We start from the raw sequence: 19347 nt of genomic DNA on the forward strand, positions 1-19347 counted from the left end.
CTCTAGTCCTCGCTATTCTTCGGGTCGGTGTTGCTGCTAGGGGTTGGGGTGTTGTTGGCAGGTTTCTCCGAGGATTCATGAGGGGCATCCCCGAAAGCTGCCATCGGTGAATTCGCGGTGGCTCTGCGATCTGCGGCCGCTCGCGCGGCCGTAATCCCGGCATGTACTGCCACTCCCCCGGCCACCAAGGCGGTCATGCCCCAACCGATTTGCTCGGCAGTGGCTTCAATCCCGAAGCCGGTCACATTTGGCAGCTTGCTGTAGAAAGGCGTGAAACGGTCATAGAAGTCCCTTTCGGTGCAACCGATGCACGGGTGACCGGCACCGATGGGCCAGCCTGATTTGAGGTTCCACTGCACAATGGGACAAGGACTGAAAGTGGATGGCCCTTTACATCCCACGTCGTACAGACACCAGCCTTCGCGGGCTCCAGCATCGTCAAATGTACGCACAAACTGTCCCGCATCGAAGTGGGGGCGTCGGGGGCAAGAATCGTGGATTCGCTGGCCATAGGCGAAGAGTGGACGACCTTCGGCATCGAGTTCCGGGGCTTTACCTTTGGTCAAGATATAGGCCAGGGTAGCGGTAATCACCTCGCCGATAGGGGGACAACCAGCGACGTTAATCACCGGCTTATCTTTGATGATTTCATCCACTCCCACAGCTCCGGTGGGGTTGGGGCGAGCGGCTTGTACCGAACCATAAACCGCACAGGCACCCACCGCCAGAATCATCGACGCATTTTCGGCAGATTCCTCGAGAACCTGTTGGGCGGATTTACCGCCGATAGTGCAGTAGATCCCACCATCTTTGACTGGGATAGAGCCGTTTACCACCAGAATATGGTCTTGGGCATTGACTTCCTCCAGAGCTTTCTCGGCAGCCTCCCCGGAGGCCGCCATTACCAGTTCGTTGTAGTTCACGGAGAGCAGATTCAGCACGACCTCTTCCACGGTAGTACCGCCACTGCGCAGCGTGGATTCCATACAGCCGGTGCATTCTTGGAGTTGCAGCCACGCCACCAGTGGCTTTTTCACCTCACCCAAAACTTTGGCGATATGCTCGGTGCTAGGTCTCAAGGCCTTCGCATTGGCCATCACCGGCGTACCCACCGCGAATATCGCGGCTAGCGAAGAACAAAACTTCATGAAATCACGCCGCGAAACACCGGCTTTAGCGATATTCTCGGCCAAAGTCCCTTCACGCCAGGGCTCTAAGCTGTAGGTCACTTCTTTATGTCCTTTCCCCGTGTCCTTGTTGCCGACACATGCCACTACCCGATTTTATGATAACTTATAAAACTTTGCCAAATGGTCAGTATAATGTAATAGTATCGAATTGTGCTAAGCAAAGGCTTACAATAGCGCAGTTTTAACCAAGGAGAGTATCATGACCTTGCAAGCTCAAAACCAGACGCAAAGGATTTTCTTGCCTGTCTTAAGGAAAGCATCTAATGACTGAAATCAAAATATCAGATAAACTGAGCGCTTCCTTGACGAATCTGGGGGTGGACAATCCACGCGGTGAAGTCTGTATCACCTGTTCTGACGAGGCTCGCCCCCTCGAGATTCTTGATGTTTCCCCAGATATGACCACCGCTGTGGCTCGGAGTGAAAGTGGCAAGGAAACCGTGGATGTGAGCCTGGTCGCCCCGGTAGCGCCCGGGGATAAAATCCTGGTTCACGCCGGACTGGCAATTACAAAAGTGGAGGCATGATGGTTCGAGCTGCTGATGAAGCGGAAGTGCTGGGTCGTATCGAAAAGGTGCGCGCTAGAGGAGACAAACTCAAAGACGACTTCGTCACCCTGGCTCACGGTGCCGGAGGCAAAGCTTCTGCCCAACTCGTTGACCAGGTTTTCGTCGCGGAATATGGCAACGATACCCTCAACGAGCTGACCGATGCCGGGGTGATGAATCTGACGGACTTGGCGCAACAGGCTGGCTGTTCATTAGGTGCTGGCGAAAAACTAGCCTTTTCCACGGATTCCTACGTGGTGAATCCGATTTTCTTCCCCGGCGGTTCAATTGGCGACCTGGCGGTTAACGGCACAATCAATGACCTCTCGGTTTCCGGGGCGGTACCCTTTGGAATTTCCGCCGCTTTTGTTATCGAAGAAGGCTTGGAAATCGAAGTATTACGCCGGGTAGTGGCTGATATGCACCATGCGGCCGACCGAGCTGGAGTCAAAATTGTAACGGGCGATACAAAAGTAGTATCCAAAGGAGCGGCCGATAGACTCTTCATCACCACCGCCGGGGTGGGAATTGTCCCCCCCGAGGTGAATCTGGGAGCCTCACTGGTTACCGATGGTGACGCGATTATTATTTCCGGTCCTATTGCCGACCACGGCATGGCAGTGATGTTGGCACGTGGGGATTTAGCCATAGCCGCCCCAATCGAAACCGACTCCCGGGCGGTAAACCACCTAACCCAAGCGCTACTCAAAGCCGCCCCAAACACCCGGTGGATGCGTGATGCCACCCGGGGAGGTCTGGCCACGGTACTAAACGAACTGGCTCGAACCTCGGGCAAGGGCGTGGCCGTGTACGAAGAAAAACTGGTGGTACACGAGATGACTCGAGGAGCCTGCGACATCCTAGGTATCGACCCGCTGTATGTCGCCAATGAAGGAATGTTTGTATCAATCGTTCCAGAATCGGAAGCCGCAGCGGCACTCGCCGCTATCCAAGCGTTACCTGGGGGGGAATCGAGCGCGATTGTCGGCAAGATTGTCCCCCAACCTGCTTCCGCAGTAGTGATGGTCACCGGCTTCGGGGGCACCCGCATGGTGGATACCCTGGTGGGAGACCCCCTTCCCAGAATATGTTAAATTGTTCAGTAAACTAGGAAAAGGAGACCCAAATGTGCTTAGGGGTACCGGCTCAAATCGTGGATTTTGAGAAAGCCGCGCAACGTATCGCGACTGTGTCGATATCGGGGGTAAACCGCGAAATTTCCGTTGACCTCATGTCCGGGGAAACTCTCGACGTTGGGGATTGGGTTTTGGTGCATGTCGGCTTTGCTCTGGCCAAGATTGATGCTGCGGAAGCGGCCGCCACTCTAGACCAAATCAAAAAACTCGGGGGTGACACTTTCGAATCCGAGCTGGATTCATTCGCGACTTCCGCCATAAGTTAGCCTCGCGACTCATGAACCCACCCCAAATAACTGCACTCGAGGCCACCGAACCCAAACCACCAAACCAAGGCCGAACACCCCGAGCCTGAAAGCGCGCCACAACGAGAAACTTAGCCCAGGAGGCGAACACAACAAACCACCATGAAATACGTCGATGAATACCGCGACCCAGTAGCTGCTAAAGCCCTGCTAGAACGCATCAAAAAACTCGCCGCCAAACTCGAAACCCCCCTGGCCTTTATGGAAATTTGCGGGGGACACACTCACACTATTTACCGTCACGGTTTGGAGCATTTATTACCAAAAAACCTCGAGTTGATTCACGGACCGGGATGTCCGGTGTGTGTCATCCCCCTAGGCAGGGTAGACGACGCGGGGTGGTTGGCGCGGCAACCCGGGGTTATTTTCACGACATTCGGTGACATGATGCGGGTTCCCGGCACCCAAGGTTCCCTACAACAAGCCAAGGCACAAGGATGTGACATTCGTTTCGTATATTCCCCCCTCGATGCCCTGCAGATTGCGCGGGAAAATCCCCACGCCGAAGTGGTGTTCTTTGCAGTGGGATTTGAAACCACGGCACCTTCCACCGCCGTGGCCTTAGATCGCGCCGAAAAAGAAGGCATAGAGAACTTTTCGATTTTCTGTAACCACGTACGTATTGAACCCCCGCTGCGCGCTATTCTGGGGCTAGACCAGGGACGTATCAAAGGCTTTATCGGACCGGGACACGTCGCCACCATTGCCGGCACCAAGGCCTTCGAGTTTATCCCCCGCGAATACAATCTGCCGGTGGTAGTGACAGGTTTTGAACCCCTCGATATCCTCCAAGCCGTAGAAATGCTGATAGAACAATACGTTTCAGGTCGAGTGGCATCCGGTCACGCTGAGGTGGAAAACCAATACGCCCGGGTGGTACTTCCCGAAGGCAATACGGCCGCGCTGAACCTGATGGCTAAGGTGTTTGAACACCGCGATACCTTCGAGTGGCGCGGACTGGGTTTCATCCCCGACTCCGGGTTTAAAATCGCCACCGCTTACGCGAAGTACGATGCTGAAAAGCGTTTTGACCTGCCGAATTTACGCGTCAGCGACCCACCAAGCTGCCAGTGTGGACAAGTTCTTACCGGTTCACTCAAGCCCTGGCAGTGCGGGGTATTTGGCACCGCTTGCACCCCAGCAAACCCCGTGGGTACCTGCATGGTCAGCCCCGAGGGAGCTTGCGCCGCATACTACAACTTCGGCCGGGTCGACCCGGCGGTAGCCGCCGCCTTGGTGTAATTACCGAAATTTACCGGCATTTGCTGGGATACCCAGTGACCCGCTAACGATTGCTTAGCGCCCGCCGTCATGAGTGGGCACCCAGCTGGTACCCACTGTCCTGGTGTTACCCGTCACAATCGACAAGTCATTACGGATATTAGAACCAGTCAGTAAACCGCGCGCCACCGGAATCAACTTGCGTGACACGGCGGCGCGAACCAAGGGGATAATCAGCTCAGCTTGCATATCAGGAACCCGCCCCACATAGGTTTTCTTGTCCAAATACGCGTGCAGATTCGACTGTTCCTCTACCATAACCAGCGCCACCGGTACGGTTTTCCCCGTGGAAATAAAGGGACGCAACGGTTCCACGTAATTCTCGAAGTCTTCTAGCACTATCTCATCGCCCGGAGGCAAAATAGTAAAGGCTCGCTTGGGGAAGAAATTCACCGGCCCCACCGCCCCCACCGGAGGCAGACTTAAGGTCACCCGGTTAGCCAGGCGGGTTTTGGTGCGCTGCGCCCACAGGTGTGCCGGCACCACCAGATTCAGTCCCTGGGAGTCCAAGCCGTTCATCTCTACAACGTATTTCCCGGCCGTGGCCTGGTCGAGACGCCCGATGAAATGTCCTTGCACCCAGATACAAACCGCCGCGTAATCGTCGGGATTATTACGTTCGCGCACCAAGTACGCCCAGTCGTCGAATTCGGCTCCGTTGATGTCATCAAGGTTACGCCCCGCAAACAAGGCCTCGAATTCAGCTTGGAACTCCATGGAATCCGCAACAGTGGCGAAAGTAGACGGGGCTTCCCAGCCGGCAAAAGACTTTGGATACGGCCGTGCTGGTCCGCTGCTGCGGCTCTTTGCGGATTTACTAAACAGACCCACGCTTCCTCCATTTACGTTACTGCTGGTTTAATCATAGCTAACCCCACTCTTACTCTTAGGAGTTTCTACGATGATTTAGGCAAAATTAGTCCAATTTCGAGCATTTTTCGCTAGGTTCAGGGTAGCTCCCCAGCTCGCCTCCCCCCAAAATTTCTTTGGACAATGCCCCCTGGAATTGTTCTCCCAACAACACCTTTATGCGGTCTTTTTTGGATAAATCAATGCGCACCTCCGAGTCTGGTAAAGCTCGGGACAAAGAATACGCTTTCGTGATTCCAGCCTTGCCGGTGGTGATGCGCGCTGAACCGGCATAGGATTCCGAGGCATTACCAATACTTTCAATCCCGACTCCAAAAGTCTTGAGCCGCTCGGCGGTTTCTTTAGCTAAACCGTTTCGCGAAGAACCGTTATAGACACTGACCTTTACCTGACTCAACGCTACTGGGGTGCCGCTGGGGGGACAGGGCGGAGCCTTGGCTTTGGCTTCTTCCGAGAGGGTAAAGCTATTGCCGAATGGCAGGGTAAAGATTCCAGTGGCGAAAGGTATCGCCGCGACGGTTATCGCCGCCATCCCCAATATTATCCACCCCAGTAAGACGAACTGTTTAGCAAAGAGCCGACGGCGGCGAACCTTACGTTGGACAGCAGCAGCCTTGGAATCGGTGGGGGGCGCGACTACTTCCCCCCAGGTGCTGTTGGGTGCTGGATTCATGAGGTGCCATCCCCTTTCTTAGCCTTGTCACCGCCAGCGCCAGGATTCCTTTCAGTGGCGCGGAGCTGTTTTGTTTTACCCTTCATTTTTGCGTTGACGTGGCGTTTGCGATAGGCAATCGAATCCAGTTCGGTTCCGGCCGGAGCGGAAGCCGGTGAGGCTTGCTCTAAAGAAGTACCCCTGATACTGGAAATCCAGCGCATCAGATGATAGATAACAATAGCTCCCAACGATCCCAAGGCTATGCCCTCGAAACTGACATCGCCAATCTTTAGGGTGTAGTTGGCTATAGCCATAACCATCGCTACCGCCGCCGTGTTCAGATTTACCGGATCTGAGAAATCCACTTGATTTTGCACCCAGATACGCACTCCCAACATCCCAATCATGCCGTAGAGTATCGTGGCCGCACCCCCCAAAACCCCGGGAGGAATCGTAGCAATGATTTCCCCAAACTTGGGCAGCATCGAAAGCACTATCGCTCCCAGAGCCGCCACAATATAAGCCACTGTGGAATAGACACGGGTAGCGGCCATAACTCCGATATTTTCCGCATAGGTGGTGGTTCCGGAACCACCACCACTTCCAGCAATCATGGTGGATAAACCATCGGCCATTAAAGCCCGTCCAGAAAGATCATCGAGGTTTTGCCCAGTCATGGCGGCCACAGATTTGACATGGCCAATGTTCTCTGCCACTAACACCAAGACGACCGGCAAGAACAGTCCCAGGAAGGACGGGTCGAAGGCTGGGGTGTGGAATTGCGGGAATCCCACCCAATCGGCTTTAGAAATGGCTTCGAATTCGACTTCCCCACGGATAATGGCGCAAACATAGCCAGCCAAAACCCCGATGAGAATCGAGAGTCGACCAATGATACCTTTGAAAAGCACCGTGATTAGCAGCACGGAGATAATCGTGACCGTGGCGGTGACCGGAGCCTGTTTTACATTGTTCCAAGCGCTAGGAGCCAGGTTAAAACCAATCAGCGATACAATCGCTCCGGTGACAATGGGGGGCATGATTCGGTCAATCCACACCGCTCCCGCGAAGTGTACAATCAGTCCGACAGCTAACAGCAGTGCTCCTGCTGAAATCACCCCGCCTTGCGCTAAAGCCATCTTGGCGGAGTTTATTGGGGCACCGCCACCTTGGACATAACCAGTTACTGCCCCTATAGGGGCGATTAGCGCAAAACTGGAACCTAGGTAGGAGGGCAGACGCCCGGCGGTGATACCGATAAACAACAAAGTGCCTAGTCCAGTGAAAAAGAGAGTGGTGGCGGGGGAAAACCCGGTTAGCAGCGGCACCAGGAAAGTAGCCCCAAACATGGCCACGATATGCTGCATTCCGATACCAAAGGTACGTGGCCAGGTCAGGCGCTCGTCGGGTTGAACTACTTCACCGGTGGTTATGGATTTACCGTCCCCATGTAGTTTCCAATGTGCTAAAAAAGATTTTTGCTTGTCTGCAGCGACTTTCGCCACGATATCTCCTTTGCTAGACCGCTGTCCCTAGTCTAATACGACAGTGCACTCTCTTTGAGATAGGCTGGGAGGGTGAGTGAAGGTTATGTCTCGCATTTTCCCGGTACCGCAGAGGTAGACCCGACGCAAGTTTTTGTCTCGAGTGGATATCACGAGCCCCAACAGCAAACCTCTGCGGTGGTGATAGCGCTGTTTGTGGCTTCACTGGTGAGCCTAATTCCGGTCTTTGGCTCTTGGATTTCGGTGTTCAGTCTGCCGGCTGCCCTTGCTCTATTCCAAAACCGTCGCCTTCACGACCGACAACTACCAGGAAACCTGTTGCTTAGAGCCGCTGTAGGGATTTCGGTTTTGGGTTTAGGCATTGGGCTAGCCTCAATTTTGCCGCTCCTAGCGCTTTCCGGGACTATGAACTAGGCGCGAGCAAGGCTCGACTGGTCTTGAGAAGCATCTTGAATCTCTGAAGACAGTAAGCGTTTAATTTGAAACTCTTGAATCCAGGTAGTCCAGATAATCCCGCAGAATGTCGTGACCACAAAGGCTATTAATGACAACCAAGGTTGAGAAATCAGCGAACGCGCCACAATAGTGGCGGATAGCAAGCCTATGGGCATGAAAGCTCCCAGCCAGATGGTTTTGTATCCCGTCGGGTCATAGAAACGCCCCGAACCGATGCGGGAGGCAAATGCGTAGGTGAACATCAAAACAACCGTCATTACGGCCATGAAAGCAATCAGAGACAAAAAGGCGTTCAAGGCAGATACAGCAGCCCCACAAACTCCACAGAATATGGAAATCACCCAACGCACCCAGCGAGGCACAGCCACGATACGAGCTAGAACCTGACGAGCATGCTCGGGATCACGGATAGATTCCATGATTAGCGAAACTTCGTAGCCCGTATAGTAGGATGGGTGCTCCCTCGCGATGTAAGGGATGGGGTAGCGGATATCTGGTTCCGGAACCGAACCTACCGAGAGACCCACGGCTCGGAACTGCAGCCCATCAGAGTCTTCTAGCTCTTTGGGTGAGGCGATGGTCGAGGCCGCCACATTGGAAACCGGTTGTCCCAGCAGTTCCTTGAAGGATAAGGCTGCATTGGGATCGCCGGGAAGGGTGAAGCCGCCTGGATTCGCATTGGAAGTAACGCTGGGGTCTTGGGCATTGGCCTGGCGACTTTTACGTCGCGAAGAGCGACTGACTGAAGCCGGCACTAAACCGGGCATATTGAAAGGCACTCGAGTGCGTAAATCCGCTAAATCGGGGTGTTGTTCCTCGGCGAGTTGCGCTACTTTACGAACATCCATCGGTTCATCGGAGTAGCGGCGCGACGGCGTGGCACTATCGAACGCAGGCACGCTAGGAGGCACGGGGTATTGCCCCGGGGTCAATCCCTGACCCATATTCGGATAGGGCACCGGAGGCGTTTGTGGATACCCCTGTCCAGTAGAAGGAGCCGCTGGGTAGCCCGCAACATTATCCCCACCTATGCTCGCAGCGGGGAAAGGAACCTGTCCTTCGTAGGGCGGATATCCATAGGCATCGGGACTAGAGGGATTTATACCCGGGATAGTCTGACTCGCGTCTTGCGGTGGCATGTTCAAACTCACCGGCGGCACCTGGGGCGTAACCTGGTTGAGGTTCGAAGACCCCGGAAAACCACTATTCGGTTGAAACATGTCGCCCATAAGCCGTGACCCTCCTCTCTGTGAAACATTCACCCATCATTCTACTTGCTTTTTTGCTCTGGGGACACTCAACCGGGGTTAAACCCCTAAAGTTACGCCACTTATAACAGGCTGGTAGATTTAATTTGCTCATTAGCCATAGTTTAGGTATCTTTTTAGGGCGTTCAGTTTAACTGGCAGCCTAGCGCAGGTGGCGGAATTGGTAGACGCGCACGGTTCAGGTCCGTGTCCCAGTGATGGGGTGGGGGTTCGACTCCCCTCCCGCGCACAGTGAGTTTTTCCTATGGAAAAACTCACTTTCGGTTAAACAGCATTTTGAAAGGACGTGTTAGATGAAAAGCCTATTCTCGCGCAGCCTTGCCGCTGCAGCGGCTGGTGTATTCGCTTTGACCTTAGGTGCTTGCGGGGGTTCCACCTCTGAAAACTCCTCTGGCGGCACTGGTGATAAACTCACCGAATTGACCGTGGGTGCCTCCCCGGTTCCTCACGCCAAGATTCTGAAATATCTCGAAGACTCCGGCGAAGCTAAGAAGGTCGGGTTGAAACTTAATGTGAAAGATTTCAACGATTATGTCTTGCCTAACGAGGCTTTAGCTGGTGGCGACATTGACGCTAACTACTACCAGACGGTTCCCTACCTAGAGAATCAGTCTAAATCCCGCGGCTACAAGTTCACCGCCGGCAAAGGAATCCATTTGGAGCCCTTGGCGATTTTTTCCAAGAAAGTCAAGAGTTTCAAAGAAATCAAAGACGGCGCTACCATCAGCATTATCAGCGACCCAGCTAACCAGGGTCGCTCCCTGGCTTTGCTGGCAGCCAATGATTTGTTAAAGCTCAAGGGAACTGATGCTTCGGTGCTGCAAATCAAGGACGATCCGAAGGTTAACCCGCACGGTTTCAAGTTCCACGAAGTAGACGGCCCTTCACTGGTGACTTCTCTTCCGGATGTTGATCTTTCCGTTATCAACGGAAACTTCTATCAGTCGGCGGGTCTAAAGCCTTCCGAGGCACTAGCCATTGAATCACCTAAGGATAATCCGGCGGTGAATATCCTGGTGTGGCGCGCTGACGAGAAGAACAAACTCGAAGCCATCAAGAAGCTCGAAGACCTGTTGCATTCAGATGTTGCTAAGAAATACATCGAACAAACCTGGCCCGGCAAAGAGGTTATCCCCTCGTTCTAGACTTCGATTTTTCTGTGGTTAAATGTTTTCGCGCCCCTAAACGGGGCGCGAAAACATTTACGCTCGGGATAGGGCAAGCACCTCATGAACCCGAAGAATAAACCAAAATCTAGACTAGACCGTAGAGACGATCCCCGGCATCGCCCAAACCGGGCACGATATAGGCGTTCTCGTTCAGATGGTCATCAACCCCACCAACCACGACTTTGACCTCGGCGCGATTACCCACTGCGTCTTTCACCGCCGCGATGCCCTCCGGGGCAGCCAACAGGCAAGTACAGGTAACATCACGCGCTCCGCGCTCTAAGACATAGTTGATGGCTGCCACCAAGGTTCCTCCCGTAGCCAACATGGGATCAACCAAAAAACACTGACGCCCCGACAAATCTTGAGGGAGACGATTCGCGTAAGTCTCTATGGCCAGAGTTTGCTCATCGCGTTTCATCCCCAGGAAACCCACCTCTGCGGTAGGCAGCAGGCGGGTCATGCCCTCTAGCATCCCCAACCCCGCTCGCAGAATCGGAATCACAATCGGGTCAGGGCTGGCGAGTTTCCTCCCGGTGGTTTTCGTCAAAGGGGTTTCGACTTCAACTTCTTCGGTACGCACCCCCCGGGTAGATTCATAGGCCAATAGAGTGGTAAGTTCATCGGCTAACTGACGAAAAACCGGTGAAGGCGTGTTTTTGTCACGTAACAGGGTTAATTTATGAGAAATAAGCGGGTGATCCGCAATCTGTAACTGCATGGTTTTAACTTACCCTGAAACTGTCGATGCCAGGGCATCCTTCGGTATGGTTGAACAATGAACCATCCCAGTCTGAGTGTTGCCGAACAACGCGCCTTGGATACCGCCTTCGACTTAGCGGCTCGCGCTGCGGTCTCCGGGGATGTACCCGTGGGAGCCGTGCTGCTGACAGCACAGGGTATCGTGGCTGGCTTAGGGCTAAACCAACGGGAAATTCCCCCGCATGACCCCACGGCTCACGCCGAAATTGTGGCCATGCGTGAAGCCGCCGGGAGACTGCGGACGTGGAATCTCGCGGGTTGTACCCTGGTGGTTACCCTGGAACCCTGCACGATGTGTGCCGGAGCAATAGTGACCGCTAGGATATCGCGGCTGATATTCGGGGCTTGGGATTCGAAAGCCGGGGCGTGTGGGTCAATACGCGATGTGGTGCGTGATTCACGCCTCAACCACCAAGTCGAGGTTATCGGTGGGGTGGCCGAGAAACGCGGGGTGGCGCTCTTGCAAGATTTTTTTGGGAAACGCCGCCTAAATCCAGTCTTGAATCCAAGTCCGGATTCAAGGCTGGATTCAAGTTCGTAGCATCCCCTTCTAAAATGGTAAACTTACTCGATGTGTTTCCATTCAGGAGACGCTTTACTGGATTCAGTCCCACAGCAGGCTAGTCCTGCTGGGTCTCGTTCCTTGAGGTAGCGTGTCCGAGCGGCCGAAGGTGCAGCACTCGAAATGCTGTGTGGTGAAAGCCACCGTGGGTTCAAATCCCACCGCTACCGCCAAATACTGTTGCTAGTGCAACGAAAGATTCGGGATTCTCGCGAGCGAGAATCCCGAAAAACTGTTCCGCAGCGATGCAAAGGAGAATCGTGATCCCATTCCCAGACCTGCAAATTCCGCTTGCCCCAGCCCGAATACCGGTGCTGGCCATAATCACCGCCGCCATGGAAGAAGAAGCCACCCCGATTCGAGAAATCGCCGCTGCAAAGGGCAATGTGGTACGTCTGGGTTTAAAGGGCTCCCTGCAGCTGCTCACGGTAGAGGATGCCACCCTCGCCCTGGTAACCACGGGCATAGGCCTAACCAATGCCGCCAGTTCACTTACCGCAGCTCTGAGCTATGTCTCACCGCGCTATATCTTTTCTTGTGGCTCTGCAGGCGGCTTGGATGCCAAAGCCACTGTAGGAGAAGTTACCGCCTCTAGTGACTGTGTTTATGGACGCGCCGATGCCCGCGAATTCGGCTATGAACTGGGGCAAGTCCCCGGGATGCCAGCAAGCTATGTTGCCGATGAAGACTTGCTCAGTCGTTTCACCGCTCTGCCCGCTCAGCTGGGTCACACCACCACACGGGCAGGCAGATTCCTGTCCTCGGACTGTTTTGTTAGCGCCGAACTGGCTGTAGAGTTTCGGAAATTATTCCCCAGCGCCATCACTGCGGATATGGAATCCACGGCTTTGGCACAGGTCGCAGCGGGAGTAGAAGTGCCGTTCCTCGCGATTCGCGGTATCAGCGACTTGTGCGGCCCAGAAGCCGCCGCCGATAACTATCAGCGCGCCCCCGAAGCCTCACGCTTGAGCTTCTTGGTAGCACTGTGCCTGATTGGGCTGCGCGAACCGGAAGAAATCGCTTAAATAAGCTCACTCTCCATGCCTGGATTTAAAGCCTTATTTCCTAAAGAATGAGTAAAAGTGCAGGTAATAGGCTTACCGCCACCACGATATAGGCATATCTTTCCTAGAGGCACGGAGGGTAAGTCCTCCACACATTCAGGGTCACAGACTTCCTAGTGTGAATAAATCTTGTCCCATTCCTCGCGATGATTCAACATAGTCTGCGCGGCTTGCTGCGCCCCACTTAAACTGTGGCTAGCCCCCCAGCCGCATTGAATTTCATTGGCAGCTGGAACTTCTGTCATGTGAACCACGTCAACCAAAGTTTTCTCTAATATCCGCATAAACTCCTCGGGTTCAATCCCTAAAGTCAAGGCATAGAAACCGGTTTGGCAACCCATCGGCGAGAAGTCAATCAGCTGTTTAGTGTGGTTGCGCATATGTTCCGCAATGGAATGCTCCAGGGAATGTACCACCGGCATCTCGAGGTGTTCTTGGTTTGGTTGACAAAACCGCACATCGTACTTGATAAGGGTGTCCCCGCCGGGAAGGGCTTCGCGATGCGCTACCCGCACAAACGGTGCCTTGACCAGGCGATGATCGAGCTGAAAAGATTCCACATTGGTCGGTTTTGTTTCCATACAGCCATTATCTCACGGCGCGCGTGGCAGCGACGAAGTCGCACGAGCCACGCGATAAGTGCCCCCACCCGGGGATGGCACCTCATGAATCCGAACCCACCAGAGCGACCGAGGCAACCCGAGCGACACGCCGAGAGGAAAATTTAAAACCAAAATTTGTTTTCCACAAGATGTGGAAAACTACAAGCGTGTAATTTATCCCCGTGACGTGCTCTGATAGGCCACTGTCACCCCACGCCCACAGCCTGGACACAACTTGTCCACAAGCCTAACGTACCCCAATTCCAACCACAACATGTTGTGGTGCTGGACTCGATGCCCCACAAGGTGTAGTGTTTTGAACTCGACAGCACTTTTGAGCTGAGATATAATAACAGCATTGTAGTTTTCACCCGGAAACTGAAGAGTTTGATTCCGGGAAAACTCGAGAGGGACATATTCCGGAAGGAACGAAACATGAGCATAATCGTCTACACCAAGCCCAACTGCGTCCAGTGCAACGCTACGAAGCGGACTATGGACAAGCATGGGCTGGACTATGACACGGTGGACTTAACTCAAGATATCAACGCACTCAATCGCGTCAAAGAACTGGGGTTCAGCCAGGCTCCCGTGGTTGTGGCCGGAGAAGATGCCTGGTCCGGGTTCCGCCCCGATAAAATCAAGGAGCTGTCCACCACAGTTGAAGCCGTGGCCATCTAAACCCACCTCGCCTCAAACAAATTTAAGGATTTAATGTGGGGGACGCGGGTGCCCCCAAAATTTACTGTCCCCACTGACTATTTTAGGTCAGCTCGGTGAGTGCTGCCCGGATACGCCTGGTGGGGCAGGCCTAGACATAGAAGCCCAAAGAAGGATTGACAGAATTTTGGAAACAACAGCATTCCCAACCAACCAGCCCGGCACCCCTGGCTCTGCCCCCAGCGCCATCGCGTCTAACGAACCACCCAGACTCAACCCGGAACATGACTATCACTCGCTAAACGCGAAACTAAATCTCTACGGGTCGGACGGAAAAATCCAGTTCGAGGCCGACGTTGAGGCAGCCCGCCAGTTTTTCGTCAACCACGTCAACCCCAACACGGTTAGTTTCAATACTCTTCAGGAAAAAATTGACTATCTGGTGACGGAAGGATACTACGAAAAGGAAACCATCGACCAGTACCGGTTCGAATTCATCAAGTCATTGTTTCAAAAGGCCTATGCGCACAACTTCCGCTTCCCAACCTTCCTGGGTGCCTTCAAGTACTACACTTCTTACACGCTCAAGACTTTCGACGGCAAACGATACCTGGAGCGTTTCGAGGATCGCGTGTGCATGGTGGCGCTCTATCTGGGGCGCGGCGACGAAACCCTGGCAACCGACATTATGGAAGAAATCATTACCGGACGCTACCAACCCGCTACCCCCACCTTCTTGAATGCGGGTAAAAAGGCTCGCGGCGAGATGGTCTCCTGCTTCCTGGTGCGAATCGAGGATAATATGGAATCCATAGCCCGGGGTCTCAACTCGGCGCTACAACTGTCAAAACGCGGGGGCGGCGTGGCTCTACTGTTGACAAATCTGCGTGAAGCCGGGGCTCCCATCAAGCGAATCCAAAACCAGTCTTCCGGCGTGGTTCCGGTGATGAAAATGCTCGAAGACGCGTTTTCATATGCCAACCAGCTAGGGGCGCGCCAAGGTGCGGGGGCGGTGTACCTCAACGCCTTCCACCCCGACATCATGTCTTTCCTGGACACGAAACGGGAAAACGCCGACGAGAAAATCCGCATCAAGACGCTATCACTAGGAGTTGTAATTCCCGATATTGCTTTCGAATTAGCCAAGAACAAGGAGCCCATGTACTTGTTCAGCCCCTATGACATCGAGCGAGTCTACGGCGTGCCGTTCTCCGAGATTTCCGTGACGGAAAAATACCGTGAACTGGTGGACAACCCCCAGATTCACAAGAAACAGATTGATGCGCGCAAATTCTTTCAAACTCTAGCCGAAATCCAGTTTGAATCTGGCTATCCCTACATCCTTTACGAAGACACGGTCAACCGGGCCAATCCGATTGACGGGCGTATCGTCATGTCCAATCTCTGTTCCGAAATTCTCCAGGTCTCCGAGGCCTCCGAGCTGAACCCGGATTTGAGCTACCAGAAGGTAGGCAAGGATATTTCTTGCAATTTGGGTTCGATGAATATCGCGAAAACCCTGGATTCCCCTGACTTCGAGCAATCCATCCGGGTGGCGATCCGCGCGTTGACCGCCGTAAGTGATTTGACAAATGTGGAATGCGTGCCCACCATCCAGCGGGGTAACGCTATGAGCCACGCGGTGGGTCTGGGGGCAATGAATTTGCACGGCTGCCTGGCGCGCCACGAGATATTCTATGGATCCCCTGAAGGGCTTGATTTTACGAATATGTATTTCTACGCCACGGCTTTCTATGCCTTGAAGGCCTCGCATGAACTGGCGGTGGAACGTGGGCAACGCTTCGAGGGCTTCGAGCGTTCCCAATACGCCACCGGCGAGTACTTCGAAAAGTACATTAACGAGACGTGGGAGCCCAAAACCGCTAAGGTTCGCGAAATTTTTGCCCAATCAAGTGTGAAACTGCCCACCACCGAGGATTGGCGCCGCCTGGCAGAGGCAATTCAGCGTGACGGAATGTACAACCAGAATCTGCAGGCGATTCCGCCCACCGGGTCGATTTCCTATATCAACAACTCCACGGCTTCGATCCACCCGGTTGCCTCCAAGATTGAGATCCGCAAGGAAGGCAAGATTGGGCGGGTTTACTATCCCGCTCCCTACATGACCAATGACAATCTTGAGTATTACCAGGATGCCTACGAGATTGGTTACGAAAAAATTATCGATACCTACGCCGAGGCCACCCAGCATGTCGATCAAGGTCTGAGCCTGACGTTGTTCTTCCCGGATACCATCACGACTCGTGACGTGAATAAAGCCCAGATTTACGCATGGCGTAAGGGAATCAAGTCTCTGTACTACATTCGTCTACGTCAAGCCGCCCTGGAAGGAACTGAAGTCGAGGGCTGCGTCTCTTGTATGCTGTAGTAAAGTGACACGCTGTGGTGGTGTCGGCGGGTTCATGAGGTGATATTTCGCAACCCGAGCCTTTCGTTAAGGTTGTAGGGCTTCTGAAAAGAGGTACTGCAGCAACACCACGGCGGTGTCGTCATTTGGCGCGGTGCAGCCGGCACCGTAGATGAAATCATTGAAAATCTGGAGGCAATTATCCACGGTTTCCGAGCTAGCAGAATAGCCCATCTCAGCCAGGAACTTGACAGCCACCTCGGCGCTGGAACCTGGCAGCGCCCATTCTTCGGCGGCAAATATTTGGGCTAAAGCTCCCATGATGATGCGCAGGAAACTGCCTTCATCATCCTTGTCAGTCAGGGCGAATGCCAGCAAGGGCAGAATCGGTTGTGGATGACGCAGCTGGCGTATTCCCAGTAGAGACAGTAATACCTGGTCTCCAACCAAGCTGACCAGAGAAGACTTCAAAGCCAGGGTGAGATAGGCATGTAGGCTGTGGCGTACCCGGGTTTCTTCACAACAGGGGAAATCAGCGAGGAAACTTTGGGGTGGATGGGACAGTCGCGTCTTGAGAGCCGCAATGTCTACCCCGGTTTCCCCACCACAGGTGTGGCACTGAATTTCTTCGAGAATCCAGTTGAGGGGGCGCGACAGGGCGGATTCCGCCAGTTCCACCTGGGTGGCATCCACGCTCAAGTTAGACAGCCCCAGCAAATAGAGCCCTAGTTTGGAACCCGGCTGGAGATGCAACAGCTTTTCTCCGAAATCGGAGACGGGTAGTTGTGAGGCCAGACTGAAAAACTGGGCATCTTTAGATATGTCCACTATCTGACCTCCCCGAGAGTGCGCCATGCCGATTGTTTTTTAACGTCTCCCTTTACCTTAACGGCACAGGAGGATGTCAAGAGGCCGAATGACTAAACCTCTTGCCGAAAAATTGAAACTCCCGGCGCAGTCGCTAAACTTAAGGCCGGTGTTAAGAGGTAGTTAGACGGCTTTGCCGCTGACTGACATCAGAATTGAGTTGAATTTACTGTAAAAAGGAGCACTTATGGTCATCGGCATCCCTAAGATTGTCTCAGCCATCAACTGGAATGACATCGAGGATGAAAAGGATTTGGAAGTGTGGGATCGTTTGACCGGTAACTTCTGGTTACCTGAAAAAATCCCGCTGTCAAACGATATTCCCAGTTGGAAAACCTTGAATGCCGACGAGAAGCTCATGACCAACCGGGTGTTTACCGGTCTAACCCTGCTGGACACGATTCAGGGTACCGTCGGTGCCGTTTCTTTGATTCCGGATTCCAGAACCCCCCACGAAGAAGCGGTCTACACTAATATCGCGTTTATGGAGTCGGTTCACGCCAAGTCATACTCCTCCATCTTTTCCACACTGCTGTCCACCGAGGAGATTAACGAATCCTTCCAATGGTCAGAGAACAACGAATTCTTGCAGAAGAAGGCGCATATCGTCTTGGACTACTATCACGGAAATGATGCCGAAAAACGCAAGGTAGCCTCCACCATGCTAGAGTCATTCCTGTTCTACAGCGGTTTTTACGCCCCCATGTATTGGTCTGCTCATGCCAAGTTGACCAACACCGCAGATTTGATTCGCCTGATTATCCGCGACGAAGCCGTGCACGGCTACTACATCGGCTATAAGTTCCAAGTGGCGATGCGTGAATCCTCGTCCTCCCGGCAAGAGGAACTGCGTGATTACACGTATTCACTGCTCACCGATTTATATGACAACGAAGTGCTCTATACCGAGACTCTTTACGACACCTTGGGGTTGACCGAGGACGTCAAAAAATTCTTGCACTACAACGCAAACAAGGCACTAATGAACCTGGGGTACGAAGCCTTGTTTCCACCCGAGGAAATCGATGTGAACCCGGCCATTCTGGCGGCGCTTTCGCCTGCGGCCGAGGAAAACCACGATTTCTTTTCCGGTTCCGGCTCGTCCTACACCATCGGTACCGCCGAGGAAACCGAGGACGAAGACTGGGAGTTTTAAACAAAAAATCTGCAACAATTTTCCTAAATCCTGATAAAATGCGAAAAAACTTCCCACGCGGGAGTGGCCTATTGTGCAAGGCAATAGGTTTACTGTGATAAGTTGTAGTTAGAGTCCGAGAGATAAAGATAAACGTAATCGAGGTGTTCATTTCTTGTCGCGTCAAATAATTCTTTCACAAGGAGCCGTCGAAGCGGGTCTGTGGTACGTGCTGTCCCTGCGCTACGACGAGGAAATCACCCGCGAAATGCAACAAACTCCTCCAGACATGATTGACTACTGGTCACATAAGTTAAAGATTGACCCGCAGATGAAGGAGGACTTGGCTGTAGTTTTGCAGGAAGAAGTCCAGGTAGTGCGAAATCAGCGTAAAGCCGACCAGTCTTTGGGCGCAGAAAAAAGTCACTACATCTATCCGCAGTTCGACCAAATTTGGAAGCGGATTGTCCTGGTCAAGAAGCGGGCTAAGGAGCGCCCGGAAACCACCATCCCCGCTGCGGTTTACGAGCAGCTACGTATGAAGGAAATCACCTCTCGTGGGGTGCGTTCCTCGCAAGGCATGGTGCGCTGGCCTCCGACCTGCCAAACCATCACGAAACGCTGTGGGGGATCTTGGAACAACGCCTTGGAGAACATGGGGCTGATGACTTCCAAGCGGGGTCGTGCCCGAGGATCGCTCAAGTTCAGCGACGAAAAATATCTCCAGGCCTCGGTGGAGTTCATCCTGCATTGCCAGCAGGTTGACCGCGCCACCACTGTGGCCTATTACTGCCAGTGGGTGGCGCGCGAACGCCGTAGCGGCCGGATTTGGCCCTCGGCAGCGGCACAACGCCAGCTGCGGGGGACCTGGAATCATGTCATGGAACTGGGGCAAAAGATAGTGCAAAATAAAACTTTGTCCAGCTAGGGCGATACGCACTGGG

General features: G+C 53.5%; 20 protein-coding genes and 2 tRNA genes. 14 read left to right on the forward strand and 8 right to left on the reverse strand.

All coding sequences use genetic code 11. The annotated features are described in order from the left end of the window. Positions 1 to 2: 2 nt before the first annotated feature. Entirely contained in the window at positions 3 to 1274 is a 1272-nt protein-coding gene (locus HMPREF0577_RS08385) for a hydrogenase small subunit (protein WP_004013386.1), read from the reverse strand. A 179-nt stretch (positions 1275 to 1453) separates the two neighbouring features. Between HMPREF0577_RS08385 and HMPREF0577_RS08390 the strand changes: the two genes are divergently transcribed. The 4 genes from HMPREF0577_RS08390 to hypD all read left to right on the forward strand — a co-directional run bounded on the left by HMPREF0577_RS08390 (position 1454) and on the right by hypD (position 4421). After that, positions 1454 to 1717 (forward strand): HypC/HybG/HupF family hydrogenase formation chaperone, encoded by a 264-nt coding sequence (locus tag HMPREF0577_RS08390; protein WP_004013387.1) that lies wholly within the window; start codon positions 1454 to 1456, stop codon positions 1715 to 1717. Next, positions 1714 to 2832, forward strand: coding sequence for a hydrogenase expression/formation protein HypE (hypE, locus tag HMPREF0577_RS08395; RefSeq protein WP_004013388.1), 1119 nt, complete (start codon positions 1714 to 1716; stop codon positions 2830 to 2832). The genes HMPREF0577_RS08390 and hypE overlap by 4 nt, the downstream gene beginning before the upstream one ends. 32 nt (positions 2833 to 2864) lie before the next feature. Continuing rightward, on the forward strand, positions 2865 to 3140 hold the full coding sequence (locus tag HMPREF0577_RS08400) for a HypC/HybG/HupF family hydrogenase formation chaperone (protein WP_004013389.1): 276 nt from the start codon (positions 2865 to 2867) through the stop codon (positions 3138 to 3140). A 141-nt stretch (positions 3141 to 3281) separates the two neighbouring features. Further along, the gene (gene hypD, locus HMPREF0577_RS08405) at positions 3282 to 4421 is read left to right on the forward strand and encodes a hydrogenase formation protein HypD (protein WP_004013390.1); all 1140 of its coding nucleotides are present in this window, start codon (positions 3282 to 3284) and stop codon (positions 4419 to 4421) included. 54 nt (positions 4422 to 4475) lie between these two features. On the opposite strand, the gene HMPREF0577_RS08410 is transcribed toward hypD, so the two are convergent. The 3 genes from HMPREF0577_RS08410 to HMPREF0577_RS08420 all read right to left on the reverse strand — a co-directional run bounded on the left by HMPREF0577_RS08410 (position 4476) and on the right by HMPREF0577_RS08420 (position 7490). Continuing rightward, positions 4476 to 5291: a hypothetical protein gene (locus HMPREF0577_RS08410; protein WP_231282640.1), complete on the reverse strand. Its 816-nt coding sequence runs from the start codon at positions 5289 to 5291 to the stop codon at positions 4476 to 4478. An 85-nt stretch (positions 5292 to 5376) separates the two neighbouring features. Continuing rightward, positions 5377 to 6003 (reverse strand): LytR C-terminal domain-containing protein, encoded by a 627-nt coding sequence (locus tag HMPREF0577_RS08415; protein WP_004013393.1) that lies wholly within the window; start codon positions 6001 to 6003, stop codon positions 5377 to 5379. After that, positions 6000 to 7490 carry a uracil-xanthine permease family protein gene (locus HMPREF0577_RS08420; protein ID WP_004013394.1) on the reverse strand — a complete coding sequence of 497 codons (1491 nt, stop codon included), beginning with the start codon at positions 7488 to 7490 and terminating at the stop codon, positions 6000 to 6002. Before HMPREF0577_RS08420 ends, HMPREF0577_RS08415 begins: the two co-directional genes overlap by 4 nt. A gap of 72 nt (positions 7491 to 7562) precedes the next feature. Here HMPREF0577_RS08420 and HMPREF0577_RS08425 point away from each other — a divergent pair, with 72 nt between their 5' ends. Next, positions 7563 to 7904: a hypothetical protein gene (locus HMPREF0577_RS08425; RefSeq protein ID WP_004013395.1), complete on the forward strand. Its 342-nt coding sequence runs from the start codon at positions 7563 to 7565 to the stop codon at positions 7902 to 7904. Here the strand turns inward: HMPREF0577_RS08425 and HMPREF0577_RS08430 are convergent. Continuing rightward, positions 7901 to 9175, reverse strand: coding sequence for a hypothetical protein (locus HMPREF0577_RS08430; protein ID WP_004013933.1), 1275 nt, complete (start codon positions 9173 to 9175; stop codon positions 7901 to 7903). The genes HMPREF0577_RS08425 and HMPREF0577_RS08430 overlap by 4 nt on opposite strands. 184 nt (positions 9176 to 9359) lie before the next feature. Here HMPREF0577_RS08430 and HMPREF0577_RS08435 point away from each other — a divergent pair. Both HMPREF0577_RS08435 and HMPREF0577_RS08440 read left to right on the forward strand, forming a co-directional pair. Further along, a tRNA-Leu gene (locus HMPREF0577_RS08435) sits at positions 9360 to 9443 on the forward strand. Between the two features lie 64 nt (positions 9444 to 9507). Further along, a complete protein-coding gene (locus HMPREF0577_RS08440; RefSeq protein ID WP_004013398.1) occupies positions 9508 to 10359 on the forward strand; it encodes a MetQ/NlpA family ABC transporter substrate-binding protein in 852 nt (283 codons plus the stop codon). Positions 10360 to 10468: 109 nt separating this feature from the next. Here HMPREF0577_RS08440 and upp read toward each other — a convergent pair whose 3' ends face one another. Then, positions 10469 to 11104 (reverse strand): uracil phosphoribosyltransferase, encoded by a 636-nt coding sequence (upp, locus tag HMPREF0577_RS08445; protein ID WP_004013399.1) that lies wholly within the window; start codon positions 11102 to 11104, stop codon positions 10469 to 10471. Between the two features lie 57 nt (positions 11105 to 11161). Between upp and tadA the strand changes: the two genes are divergently transcribed. From tadA to mtnN, 3 genes are all read left to right on the forward strand, one after another. Further along, the gene (gene tadA, locus HMPREF0577_RS08450) at positions 11162 to 11686 is read left to right on the forward strand and encodes a tRNA adenosine(34) deaminase TadA (RefSeq protein WP_004013400.1); all 525 of its coding nucleotides are present in this window, start codon (positions 11162 to 11164) and stop codon (positions 11684 to 11686) included. Positions 11687 to 11792: 106 nt separating this feature from the next. Beyond that, positions 11793 to 11880: transfer RNA gene (locus tag HMPREF0577_RS08455), tRNA-Ser, on the forward strand. 72 nt (positions 11881 to 11952) lie between these two features. Then, positions 11953 to 12732 (forward strand): 5'-methylthioadenosine/S-adenosylhomocysteine nucleosidase, encoded by a 780-nt coding sequence (gene mtnN, locus HMPREF0577_RS08460; protein WP_004013401.1) that lies wholly within the window; start codon positions 11953 to 11955, stop codon positions 12730 to 12732. A 152-nt stretch (positions 12733 to 12884) separates the two neighbouring features. On the opposite strand, the gene HMPREF0577_RS08465 is transcribed toward mtnN, so the two are convergent. Then, entirely contained in the window at positions 12885 to 13352 is a 468-nt protein-coding gene (locus HMPREF0577_RS08465; RefSeq protein WP_004013402.1) for an S-ribosylhomocysteine lyase, read from the reverse strand. 456 nt (positions 13353 to 13808) lie between these two features. Between HMPREF0577_RS08465 and nrdH the strand changes: the two genes are divergently transcribed. Both nrdH and nrdE read left to right on the forward strand, forming a co-directional pair. Next, positions 13809 to 14054, forward strand: a complete 246-nt coding sequence (gene nrdH / locus HMPREF0577_RS08470) for a glutaredoxin-like protein NrdH (RefSeq protein ID WP_036342856.1) — start codon at positions 13809 to 13811, stop codon at positions 14052 to 14054. A 226-nt stretch (positions 14055 to 14280) separates the two neighbouring features. Next, positions 14281 to 16422 carry a class 1b ribonucleoside-diphosphate reductase subunit alpha gene (gene nrdE / locus HMPREF0577_RS08475; RefSeq protein ID WP_036342858.1) on the forward strand — a complete coding sequence of 714 codons (2142 nt, stop codon included), beginning with the start codon at positions 14281 to 14283 and terminating at the stop codon, positions 16420 to 16422. 66 nt (positions 16423 to 16488) lie between these two features. Here the strand turns inward: nrdE and HMPREF0577_RS08480 are convergent, their stop codons facing one another. Beyond that, positions 16489 to 17229, reverse strand: a complete 741-nt coding sequence (locus tag HMPREF0577_RS08480; protein WP_004013945.1) for a hypothetical protein — start codon at positions 17227 to 17229, stop codon at positions 16489 to 16491. 226 nt (positions 17230 to 17455) lie between these two features. Between HMPREF0577_RS08480 and nrdF the strand changes: the two genes are divergently transcribed. Both nrdF and HMPREF0577_RS08490 read left to right on the forward strand, forming a co-directional pair. Continuing rightward, entirely contained in the window at positions 17456 to 18424 is a 969-nt protein-coding gene (gene nrdF / locus HMPREF0577_RS08485; protein ID WP_004013407.1) for a class 1b ribonucleoside-diphosphate reductase subunit beta, read from the forward strand. A gap of 154 nt (positions 18425 to 18578) precedes the next feature. Beyond that, positions 18579 to 19331, forward strand: coding sequence for a hypothetical protein (locus tag HMPREF0577_RS08490; RefSeq protein WP_004013408.1), 753 nt, complete (start codon positions 18579 to 18581; stop codon positions 19329 to 19331). The last annotated feature ends 16 nt before the right edge of the window (positions 19332 to 19347 follow it).

It is taken from the genome of Mobiluncus mulieris ATCC 35243 (assembly GCF_000160615.1).
GTDB lineage: Bacteria > Actinomycetota > Actinomycetes > Actinomycetales > Actinomycetaceae > Mobiluncus > Mobiluncus mulieris.

Bases quoted from the DNA above. Each gene is read 5' to 3' on its own strand.
- HMPREF0577_RS08390 (WP_004013387.1), top strand. From the start codon at position 1,454: ATGACTGAAATCAAAATATCAGATAAACTGAGCGCTTCCTTGACGAAT.
- hypE (WP_004013388.1), top strand. From the start codon at position 1,714: ATGATGGTTCGAGCTGCTGATGAAGCGGAAGTGCTGGGTCGTATCGAA.
- HMPREF0577_RS08400 (WP_004013389.1), top strand. From the start codon at position 2,865: ATGTGCTTAGGGGTACCGGCTCAAATCGTGGATTTTGAGAAAGCCGCG.
- hypD (WP_004013390.1), top strand. From the start codon at position 3,282: ATGAAATACGTCGATGAATACCGCGACCCAGTAGCTGCTAAAGCCCTG.
- HMPREF0577_RS08415 (WP_004013393.1), bottom strand. From the start codon at position 6,003: ATGAATCCAGCACCCAACAGCACCTGGGGGGAAGTAGTCGCGCCCCCC.
- HMPREF0577_RS08430 (WP_004013933.1), bottom strand. From the start codon at position 9,175: ATGGGCGACATGTTTCAACCGAATAGTGGTTTTCCGGGGTCTTCGAAC.
- HMPREF0577_RS08440 (WP_004013398.1), top strand. From the start codon at position 9,508: ATGAAAAGCCTATTCTCGCGCAGCCTTGCCGCTGCAGCGGCTGGTGTA.
- upp (WP_004013399.1), bottom strand. From the start codon at position 11,104: ATGCAGTTACAGATTGCGGATCACCCGCTTATTTCTCATAAATTAACC.
- tadA (WP_004013400.1), top strand. From the start codon at position 11,162: ATGAACCATCCCAGTCTGAGTGTTGCCGAACAACGCGCCTTGGATACC.
- mtnN (WP_004013401.1), top strand. From the start codon at position 11,953: ATGCAAAGGAGAATCGTGATCCCATTCCCAGACCTGCAAATTCCGCTT.
- HMPREF0577_RS08465 (WP_004013402.1), bottom strand. From the start codon at position 13,352: ATGGAAACAAAACCGACCAATGTGGAATCTTTTCAGCTCGATCATCGC.
- nrdH (WP_036342856.1), top strand. From the start codon at position 13,809: ATGAGCATAATCGTCTACACCAAGCCCAACTGCGTCCAGTGCAACGCT.
- nrdF (WP_004013407.1), top strand. From the start codon at position 17,456: ATGGTCATCGGCATCCCTAAGATTGTCTCAGCCATCAACTGGAATGAC.